This window comes from Streptomyces sp. NPDC048411 (genome assembly GCF_040704695.1).
Classification (GTDB): Bacteria; Actinomycetota; Actinomycetes; order Streptomycetales; family Streptomycetaceae; genus Streptomyces.
In genome coordinates this window covers 21,692-30,905 of the sequence record NZ_JBEZKL010000086.1, presented here as the reverse complement: position 1 = coordinate 30,905, position 9,214 = coordinate 21,692, and the positions used below count along the sequence as shown (strand labels likewise).

Genomic DNA, 9,214 nt, shown 5'->3' with positions numbered 1-9,214 from the left:
GTCGCTGGAGCAGATCGCTGCGCCGCTTTCGGCGGTCACGCCACAGGACAGCGCTCTGCGGCGCGGGGCCGGCGAGAAGAAGCCGGGGTCCCCGCGCTTCTACGCCGGCGACCCCGTGCCCGCGGTCGCCGCGCTGAGGGGGGGTGGCATGTCTTCCCCCGGCTCCTCGCGCAGCTTCAGGCCTCCTCTCGTTCGGCGAGCTGATCGTCGCCGTCCGCGTCACCAGCGCTGTCCACGGTGTTGTCCGGAGCCAAGGAACGGATGCGAGGTATCGGTGAGGGCAGTAGCCAGAGCAGCGACAGGGCTCCGCCGGCGGCGGCGATGAGGAGGGTCGCTCTCAGACCGATGAGGGTAGCGAGCAGCCCGCCGACGATGGCGCCGACGGGGCGTATGCCGTAATTGATCGTGCTGTACGCGCCGGCCACGCGACTGCGCATGCCGTCGGGGATCACTGCGGCCTGGAGGGAGTTGAGGTTGACGTCGAACAGCATGACGCCGAAGCCTGAGAAAAATTCGGCCGCGGCCAAGACTCCGGCGCGGAGCCAGAGCGGGCCGTCCGCGGTGGCGGCGATGGCGATCGGCGCGGGGAACAGCACCGCGCCCATGGCGATGCTGCGCCCCACGCCGAAACGTCGCGAGATCATCGGGGCGAACACCGCGCCAAGGAGGGCACCGGTCGCGCCGATCCCGAACGCGATGCCGATCACTCCTGCGGACAGTCCGAGGCTCCTGCTGGCGAACAGCACGATCAGCCCACTGCTTGCCACAAAGGTGAAGAAGTTGACGGTTGCCGCGCAGCCGAGGCCGGCCCGCAGCACTGGGTGTCGGAAGATGAATGTCAGGCCTTCCTTGGCACGCCGCAACAGCGAGGGCGCCGCTGTGGAGGCGGTCGGCGGTTCAGCGACCGAAACCCTGCTGATCAGGACCGCTGACGTCAGGAAGGTCAGGGCATCCACGACGATGGCCACGGGTGCGGTCAGCGCCTGGACCAGTGGGCCACCGATGGCCGGGCCGGCGACATTCGATGCGGACCGGCTGGCGTTGAGCTTGCTGTTGGCGTCGACGTAGGACGTGCGCGGCACGAGGCGCACGAAGAAAGGCGGATAGGCGGTGTTGAACAGCACCCCAGCGGCGCCGGTCAGCAACGCCACGGCATACAACTGCCCCAGTGTCACCGCCCCTAGGAGGTGGGCCACCGGGAGGCTGAGCAGCACTGCCGCCCGCACCAGGTCGGCGAGGATCATCAGACGGCGTTTGTGGGCTCGGTGGTCGACCCAGGCCCCCAGGACTATTGCGAGCAGGTTCGGGGTCCAGGCGAGCGCAGTCAGCCACGCCACCTGGTTGGCTGTAGCGTTCAGGGCGCTGACGGCGATCAGGGGCAGGGCCAGTTCGGTGATCCGGTCGCCGAACTGTGAGACCGACTGACCGGCCCAGAAGCGGCGGAACCGCCGATCCCGCCACAGCGATATCGCAGCGGTCTGCTCCGAGTTGTTCACGGTGTCTGCCCGGTCTGCTCCTCGGAACCTTCCGGCAGGACGTAGCGCATCAACCGGACGCCGCGGCCGTCGGTGGGCCGCTCGGCCGGGTCACGAGTGACGTATGGCGCAAGAATGCGCTCGATCCCGTCCTCGATGGCTGCGAGTTCCTCAGCGGATACGACGACGCGGGTGCTCGCCAGCCCGGCCAGCCTGCGCCACGCTGTATCGAGTGCGGGTTCGACTTCGGCGGCCCATCGGCTCGGGATGTCGGCATAGCGCTGGAACATCTGTTGCGACAGCGCCCGCGCGGCGGACTGGCCCTCCTCATCGGCCGGGTCCTGCGGCGTCTCGAATCGGAAGCCGCGCGCTACTGCCTCCCACCGCCGTTGGCGGCGGTCCGGGCCGGGCTCACTGTCGCGGACCAGTCCAAAGCCGGCCAAGTGGCGCAGATGCCAACTGGTCACCGACGGCGTCGCTCCCACGTCGGGCGCGAGTTGCGTGGCAGTCGCGGGCCCGTGGCGCTGAAGGTGGTCAAGGATCGCGAGCCGCACCGGATGCGCCAACGCCCGCATGGCTTGCGGATCAGTGATCTCGATATCGCCCAGGCGATTGCTGGAGTCCATGATGTGAGAGTCTCCTCTCACGGTTCGTGAGAGTCAACTCTCACATCGACGGGTCAAGTAACCGCGGGTGCATGTCCATGTGGATCAGGTGTGGTCAGGCGCCTGCGGCGGCCTGTTGCCGGGCCATGGTGTGGGCGAGTCGGCAGGAATCACTGCCGATCACGCTGGGGCCAGAGAAGCCGTTCACTGCCGTTGGGGAGCTCAACTACAGTTTCCGGTCGCCGCGGTTCGTGGAGCCGGCAGGCGGCTCACTCGACTCACATGGGGCTTCGGGGTGCGGCGGACCGCCGGATTCACCTTCACCTCCCGGCCGGTCCCGGCGAACAGGGCCCGCGCGGCCCGGTAGGTGAACGTCCCGCACCTCAGCATCGCCGGCCCGGTCGACCGGCGCGTCCGGCACTGCAGCCCGGTGACGGGCCTTCGCGTAGCCGCACAGCCGCGACGTCCGCGGCAGCGGTTCAAGAACCGTCGTGCACAGGTTCACCGCCCAGGAGTGCGCGACACCTCCTGAAAGGGAACGCTGGATACCCTCCCGGCATGAAGATCATATTGAGCAGTCTCGCGGTCGGGGCGGGATTCGGGGCGGCCACCTCGCTCGTCAACGCGCTTTCCTCCCCATACGGGGATCTCGGCGCCCCGCTCACGGGGACCGTTTGGGCCGGCGCCGCCAAGGTGCTCAGCCTGCTGATGGACGCAGGCTGGGCCTGGGCCGCGCTGGCGGTGGCGATGGGCTGGCTGGCCGGGACACGGGCCTTGGGCGCGCTGGTCGGGGCCCTGGCGCTGATCGCTGCCACGGGGGCGTACTACGTGACGGACGCCCTCGTCTGGGAGGCCGGCACGGAAATGGTCAGGTGGTGGGTGGCGGGTCTGCCGCTCGGGTTGGCCCTGGGTGCAGTGGGTGCAGCCATCAGGCGTCCTGGATTGACCGGCCTGCTTGCCGCGTTGACAGTGCCAGTGGGTGCTGCCGTGCAGATGGTCGTCCTGCCGCCCGGGCCGCACCTCACCCTGACCCCGGCGACTGTTCTCGCCGAGGTCATCGTCTGGACGGCCTCCGCGCTGGGTGCCGGATGGGCTGTCTGCCGTTTCTGGTCCACGAAGCGTGCAGCCACGGCCGGGTAGCGGAACCATCACCTCTCCCTGGTCATGAACAATCCGATGCCGTGTCAGCTTCCGGATGACTCCCAAACCGCCATCGAGGTGCTCCTCGATCTCGTGGACAGAGCCACGGCTACCGAGGATGTGGGTCTCGCCGGGCGTCCGGACGCAGACGCGGCGGCTCGGCTCCGAGCTGATGGACGGTAGTGGGCGCACTCATCTCTCCACCGCGCCCCGGGCCCGACCGCGGTGCCACCGCCGGTGGCCATGGCACCGCGCGCCCGCGCAGACGGTCTCACGAGTTCCACGGACGTGCCTTCTCCCAGGTCAGCGACGTGGCCGGCGGCCCAGCGGGCTCACGAGTTCCTTCTACTCCTCGATATCGCCCATGGCGGCGCGGAGGTCGTGCAAGCCCTGCAGAATCGCGATGACCGATGCCTCCGTCCGGTCGAGAGCTCGCCGGGTGGCCCGAATGTCACCGCGCTCGAAATAAAGCTGGGCGCTGAGTGCGTCCGTAGCCGCCACGACGGCCGCCCACGACGCCGCCCGGTGAGGGGGCCCCGCCTCCTCGGCCCCCATGAGCTGCACCGCGGTGAGCTGCAACCGGTTCGCCAGCACGATGGACGAAACCTGTGAGTCGGGTCCTGCCTGCTCCGTCCATCCGAGAAGCGCTTCCGCGACATCCTCCAGCGGTTGCCCGCCCCTGCCGGTCGAGGCGGTGATTTCCAGTTCTGTCTTGGCCAGCAGGGCGCCCAGCAGTCGCAGCCGGTCCTCGGCCTGCGGGCCCTGGGGCCACACGTCCGGATCCAGTACTGGTTCAGCCCCCAGGGCGACGAGGGCTGCGTAGATCTGGTCCGCACTCACCGGGTGCACGCTTCTGATGCTCACCCTCTCAGCTTCACCGCACGAAGGAGGCAGCGCACGCACCGCTCGCCGGTCTCTGTCGAGGACATCGCGATGGTGCGTTCAGGGCAGCGGCGGCTCGGAGCACCTTCGGGTACGTGGCGTCTGCTTCCGGACTCGGCGCGTGGCACCCGTGACGTTCCCCTCGTCAGGGGTGTTGGGCCCTGTGGCGTGCGCTTCTTCGATCCCTCGCGGGGCGTACGCCTGGGCCCTGGGCCCTCAGACCAGGGCCCTGCAGCTTTTCCCCAGGTGGTGCGACCGTGCACCGTGCCGGGTGGCGGGAAGCCGGGGGCCCGGACGTACGAGAGCGGCGTGCCACCGCCCTGTGCGGGTGGTGGCACGCCGCACCGGAAGGGTTGCACCCCGGGGGCGGAAGGTGCGCACTTGGTCAGTCGCGGGGCAGGGGCCGGTCAGCGACGGTAGCCCCAGGAGTGGGTGTCCACGGTGCGGCCGCGGTTGTCGCGCAGGGTCGCTTTGTCGGCGTAGTTGCTCCAGATGTAGTCCCGGCTGCCCTGGTAGACGTCCCGACGGGTGTCACGGCCGAACCCGGTGTGGACCCGGACCGTGGCGCGGCCGGGCAGGCGCAGGTCGTCGAAGCGGTACAGGTTGCCGCTCCGGTCCGTGAGCGACCATCCGTCCAGGTCGACCGCGCGGCGGCCGGTGTTGGTGACCTCCACCCACTCCCCGTTCAGCGAACGGTTCGACCAGTCGTCACGGCCGGGGCTGTCGTACTGGATGTCGCCGAGGACAACGTTGGAGTACGACTGGTGGCGGCCGTGCCCGTATCCGTGGTCGTGGTCGCTGTCGGCGGAAGCCGGCATCGCCGCCGCGGCGACGACGGAGCCGGCTGCCAGAGCGGTGGCGGCGATGCGACGGACGGCATAAGCAGACATTGATGTCCCCTCGAACAAGGGCGCCCAGGACCCGTCAAGGGCCATGCTGCGCGGTGCGGTTCCCGGCCCCTCAGGCCGAGAACCCAAAGACTGGAGCACCTCCCCCGCCACCGACAGCGACTCCGGTTCGTGTTACTTAATGCGGACATTTCCGTAACTCGCGATTGCATTGATCACACATCCCGACCGGACATGTCCCTGACATCGCTGCGGTCCACGCACCCGCCTCACAGCCGGGACCAAGCCGTTTCCAGCTCCCCCGCACACCCCGGCGCACCACCCATACAGCACACATCATTGGTAACAGCCACAACGCCGCATGATTCAGACACACATAGAGGGGTGTTGGATGCACTGGGTTCCCGCTTTCGCGTCCCGTTCGGTGACGGCTCTCCAGGGGGCCGGTCCGTTGCGGGTGGGCGGGTTCTCTCACGCCCCCGGTCACCTGCCCCGGCCTGGACGGTCCGATGCCCCGCACAGCTCGCAACCGTTCGGGATGCGCCCAGTACACCTTCTGTCGCCGCCTCCGTGCCCGGGCGGGCCTCAGAACGACGGTTCCTCACCCGTCAGCAGGGCCAGTCCGAGCGGGGTCAGGCTGTGCAGGACGGACAGGCCCGTCCGGGCGGTGTCCACCAGTCCGGCGTTCCGCAGGACGGTGGCGTGCTGGCTGGCCGCCGCCAAGGAGATCCCGGCGCGTCCGGCGAGCTCGGTCGTGGTGGCCGGGACGCGAAGGACGGCGAGTACGGCTGCCCTTGTCCGGCCCAGCAGTGGTCCCAGCACGTCGTGCGAGAAGGCCGGCTCCTCGGCGACGAGCATCGGATAAACCAGGACCGTCGGTTTCTCCGGCCGGTACATCACCATGGCGCTCGCCGCGAACCAGGACGGTACGAGCAGCAGTCCGCGGCCGCACAGCGCGATGTCGTGCCGGGACGTCGACGGGAGAGTCAGTACGGGCGCCTGCCAGCTCCATGTGGGGCTGAGCGTGGTGAGCAGGGCGTCGACCCCGCCGCGTAGCAGCGTCTCGGCGCGCACCGCCCGGTCGGCCATGGCGTCGGCCCTCACCCGTGGCCACAGCGGGGCGACCGCCGAGGTGAAGTACCCCTGGAGGTCGCGCTGCAGCGCCTGCCGCGCCGCCGGTGAGCCGTTCGCAAGCTCTCGCGCCCACCGGCTCGGCTGCTCCAGGAAACCGTTGCGCCCAGGCGTGTCCGCCAGACCCAGGTCCAGGGCCAGCTGTTCGGCGGGGGCTGCGGTGACGAGGTCGAGTGCGGTGGCGAAGTCCCGGGCCGTCGGCTGTTGAAGGAAGTCCGGCAGAAAACCGTTGCGGGGAACCAGGTCGAGCAGGACACCGGGCCGGGGACGGGTGTCCTGCATCGCTTTGTGCCACCGGCTGAGGGTGGGGCGCGCAGGGCCCCCGGTGGGCGTTTTGCCCCTCAGACGGCGCACGCTGAGCGCCGTTTCCAGCAGGGCGTCGGGAGCCTGGGCCACCGTGACCCGGCGCAGGTCGGCGTCGGAGAAGTGTAAGCGGATCACGCCGCCTGATTATCGGCCCGGCCATGCCTTTCCGCGAGAGACGAAAGGCGATGCGGCCGGATCGCGTATCGGCCAGGCTCCCGTGCGGCACGCCGGTCCACGAACTCCTGGAGGTCCCCACGATGCGCGCCACCTCACGATTGCTCTGTCTCCTCGCCGCCGTCCTGGCCGCCGTCTTCGGCGGTACTCCCGAGAGGGCCGTCGCCCGCCCGCTGCCTCGCACCTACGTCGTCTCCGACGCCCCCGGCGTCCTGCCGGAGGGGATCGCCGTCGACCGGGACGGCACCGTGTACGTGTCCTCCGACGGCACCGGCGCGCTGTACCGCGGCCATGTCCGCGACTCTCACCTGGATGTGTTCCGTGCCGAGGGAATCGAAAGCCGCCCCAGTACCCTCGGCGTGCACACCGACAGGCACGGGTGGGTGTTCTCGGTGGGCGGCGCTGTCCTGACCGTCCACGACCGCAACGGGAGGCTGCTGGCCGAGCGTACGGCCGAGCCCGGTCCGCTCGGCCCGCCGCATCTCAACGACCTGGTGATCACGAGGGACGCCGTCTACGTCACGGACTGGGCCAATCCGGTGGTCCTGCGGGCCCCTCTGCACAACGGCCGCCCGGGGCAGCTCGAACCGTGGCTGGACATCCGGTCCGCGTTCCCGCAGTTCCCGGCGCAGTACTGGCTGCTCAACGGCATCGTGGCGGACCGCTCGGGCAAGACCCTGCTGGTGTCGTCCAACGGAACCGAGGCGGTCTGGCGGGTGGACACCGCGACGCGCACGGTCGAGCAACTGGACCTGGGTGATGAGTCGTTCGGGGCGGACGGGATGCTTTTGTCGGGCCGGACGCTGTACGCCGTTCTCAACTACGGTGCACCGCACGGCGTGTACATCGCCGAGCTGGACGAGGAGCTGCGCACGGGGACGGTGACCGCACGGATCACCGGCGAGCCGTTCGACCTGCCCACCACGCTCGCCCGGCACGGCTGTCGGCTGTACGTCGTCAACAGCCAGCTGGACGACCCTCCGGGGTCGCCTCCCTACACGGTCAGCGCGATCGACGACCCGACCTGTCCGCGCCGCTGACGGGTGCCTGCCGCACGGCCCGTATCGGCCTGTTGCCCGGCGGGGAGGACCGGTTGGGCTGATCACGCCTGCAGCCCGACCGGTCCGGCCGTCATCGGGTCCTCATGGCCGCTGCTTCGCCGGGATGCGCTGTCGGGCGGACGGGCCCGGACCGTCGGCGACCATGCGGCCCCACTGCTCGGCGAAAGCCCCCCAGAGCGTGCGCAGCCGCTTTTCCTCGCGCTCCACCTCGGCAACGATCGCGCCCGGTTCAAGGCCCAGGGCGTGCAGCGGACCGACGTCCGCCGTACCCCAGGTGCGTATGTCGTCTGCCAGCACTTCGGGGTGGAACTGAACACCCCACACGGCGGTGCCGATCCGGTATGCCTGGTGGGTGCAGCGCTCGCTGGTGAGCAGCGGAACGGCACCCTCGGGCAGCGTGGCCGTCTCCTCCCAGTGCCACTGCACCGCGCGCAGCCACCTTTCCTGGTTCACGAGTTGCGCGAACAGTGGGTCGGCGGAAGCTTCTTGATGGGATATCAGGTCAATGAGTCCGACCTCGGGCAGGGCGGCGTGCCGGACCTCGCCCCCGCAGGCCACCGTCAGCAGTTCCATGCCCAGGCAGATCCCCAGCGTGGGGAGGTCCCGGGTTACGGCCTGCCGCAGCAGTTTCCGCACCTCCGGCAGCCAGGGTGCCTGCTCCTCGTCGTACGGGCCCATGGATCCGCCGAGGACCAGCAGCCCGTCGTATGCGTCCAGGGTGCGGGGCAGCGTGTCGCCCGCCCAGGGGCGACAAAGGTCGATCACCAGGCCCAGTTCGGCGAGGCGCTCGCCGAACTGGGCCGGGCCCGTGCCGTCCTCGTGCTCCACGACGAGCACCCGCGCGCCGCTCACAACCGCCCCGCCTCGACGATGCGGCGCAGGAAGGCGCGGGTACGCTCCTGCTGAGGGTCGCCGAAGATCTGCTCCGGCGGCCCTTCCTCCAGCAGTACGCCCTGATGGAGGAAGCACACCTTGTTCGACACCTCCCGGGCGAAGCCCATCTCATGGGTGGCCAGCAGCATGGTCATGCCGCCCCCGGCCAGTTCACGGACGATGGCCAGTACTTCGGCGACGAGTTCGGGGTCGAGGGCCGAGGTGATCTCGTCGAGCAGCAGTGCGCGGGGGCCGGTGGCCAGGGCGCGTACGATGGCCACCCGCTGCTGCTGACCGCCGGAGAGCCGGTCGGGCATGCTGTCGGCCTTGTCGGCCAGGCCGACCCGCGCGAGCAGGGCGCGTGCCTGTTCCTCGGCCTCGGCGCGCGGTATCCCGCGCACTCGCATCGGTGCGAGCGCGACATTGGCCACCACGCTCATGTGCGGGAACAGATTGAAGTGCTGGAAGACCATGCCGACATCGCGGCGCAGCCGGTCCACATCGGTTCCGCGGCCGGAGGCGACATCACCGCCGACCCGGATCTCGCCCCCGCTGATCTCCTCCAGGCCGTTGATGCAGCGCAGCAAGGTGGACTTGCCGCTGCCGGAGGCGCCGATCAGGGTCACCACCTGGTGCTGGGCCACGGCCAGGTCGATGCCGCGGAGCACGGGGGTCTCCCCGTAGCTCTTGTGCACCCCGTCGATCTCGATGAAGGCCAT

Annotated in this window: 9 protein-coding genes; 2 read left to right on the top strand and 7 right to left on the bottom strand. The window is 69.8% G+C overall.

The genetic code is table 11. The annotated features are described in order from the left end of the window. Positions 1-176: 176 nt before the first annotated feature. On the bottom strand, positions 177-1,496 hold the full coding sequence (locus AB0915_RS26160; RefSeq protein ID WP_366693397.1) for an MFS transporter: 1,320 nt from the start codon (positions 1,494-1,496) through the stop codon (positions 177-179). Beyond that, positions 1,493-2,101, bottom strand: coding sequence for a helix-turn-helix domain-containing protein (locus AB0915_RS26155; RefSeq protein ID WP_366693396.1), 609 nt, complete (start codon positions 2,099-2,101; stop codon positions 1,493-1,495). Before AB0915_RS26155 ends, AB0915_RS26160 begins: the two co-directional genes overlap by 4 nt. 537 nt (positions 2,102-2,638) lie before the next feature. Here AB0915_RS26155 and AB0915_RS26150 point away from each other — a divergent pair. After that, a complete protein-coding gene (locus tag AB0915_RS26150) occupies positions 2,639-3,220 on the top strand; it encodes a hypothetical protein (RefSeq protein WP_366693395.1) in 582 nt (193 codons plus the stop codon). Between the two features lie 345 nt (positions 3,221-3,565). Here the strand turns inward: AB0915_RS26150 and AB0915_RS26145 are convergent, their stop codons facing one another. The 3 genes from AB0915_RS26145 to AB0915_RS26135 all read right to left on the bottom strand — a co-directional run bounded on the left by AB0915_RS26145 (position 3,566) and on the right by AB0915_RS26135 (position 6,522). Continuing rightward, entirely contained in the window at positions 3,566-4,084 is a 519-nt protein-coding gene (locus AB0915_RS26145) for a hypothetical protein (RefSeq protein ID WP_366693394.1), read from the bottom strand. A 425-nt stretch (positions 4,085-4,509) separates the two neighbouring features. Beyond that, entirely contained in the window at positions 4,510-4,992 is a 483-nt protein-coding gene (locus AB0915_RS26140; RefSeq protein WP_366693393.1) for a lamin tail domain-containing protein, read from the bottom strand. Positions 4,993-5,535: 543 nt separating this feature from the next. Next, positions 5,536-6,522 (bottom strand): winged helix-turn-helix domain-containing protein, encoded by a 987-nt coding sequence (locus AB0915_RS26135; protein WP_366693392.1) that lies wholly within the window; start codon positions 6,520-6,522, stop codon positions 5,536-5,538. 122 nt (positions 6,523-6,644) lie between these two features. Here AB0915_RS26135 and AB0915_RS26130 point away from each other — a divergent pair, with 122 nt between their 5' ends. After that, positions 6,645-7,601 (top strand): hypothetical protein, encoded by a 957-nt coding sequence (locus AB0915_RS26130; protein ID WP_366693391.1) that lies wholly within the window; start codon positions 6,645-6,647, stop codon positions 7,599-7,601. 102 nt (positions 7,602-7,703) lie between these two features. Here AB0915_RS26130 and AB0915_RS26125 read toward each other — a convergent pair whose 3' ends face one another. Together AB0915_RS26125 and AB0915_RS26120 are read right to left on the bottom strand one after the other, a co-directional pair. Beyond that, the gene (locus AB0915_RS26125; RefSeq protein ID WP_366693390.1) at positions 7,704-8,474 is read right to left on the bottom strand and encodes a type 1 glutamine amidotransferase; all 771 of its coding nucleotides are present in this window, start codon (positions 8,472-8,474) and stop codon (positions 7,704-7,706) included. After that, positions 8,471-9,214 carry an amino acid ABC transporter ATP-binding protein gene (locus AB0915_RS26120; RefSeq protein WP_366693389.1) on the bottom strand — a complete coding sequence of 248 codons (744 nt, stop codon included), beginning with the start codon at positions 9,212-9,214 and terminating at the stop codon, positions 8,471-8,473. Before AB0915_RS26120 ends, AB0915_RS26125 begins: the two co-directional genes overlap by 4 nt.

Excerpts from the sequence above, each read along its gene's own strand:
- AB0915_RS26155 (WP_366693396.1), bottom strand. The coding sequence starts at position 2,101 with ATGGACTCCAGCAATCGCCTGGGCGATATCGAGATCACTGATCCGCAA.
- AB0915_RS26150 (WP_366693395.1), top strand. The coding sequence starts at position 2,639 with ATGAAGATCATATTGAGCAGTCTCGCGGTCGGGGCGGGATTCGGGGCG.
- AB0915_RS26140 (WP_366693393.1), bottom strand. The coding sequence starts at position 4,992 with ATGTCTGCTTATGCCGTCCGTCGCATCGCCGCCACCGCTCTGGCAGCC.
- AB0915_RS26130 (WP_366693391.1), top strand. The coding sequence starts at position 6,645 with ATGCGCGCCACCTCACGATTGCTCTGTCTCCTCGCCGCCGTCCTGGCC.
- AB0915_RS26120 (WP_366693389.1), bottom strand. The coding sequence starts at position 9,214 with ATGGCCTTCATCGAGATCGACGGGGTGCACAAGAGCTACGGGGAGACC.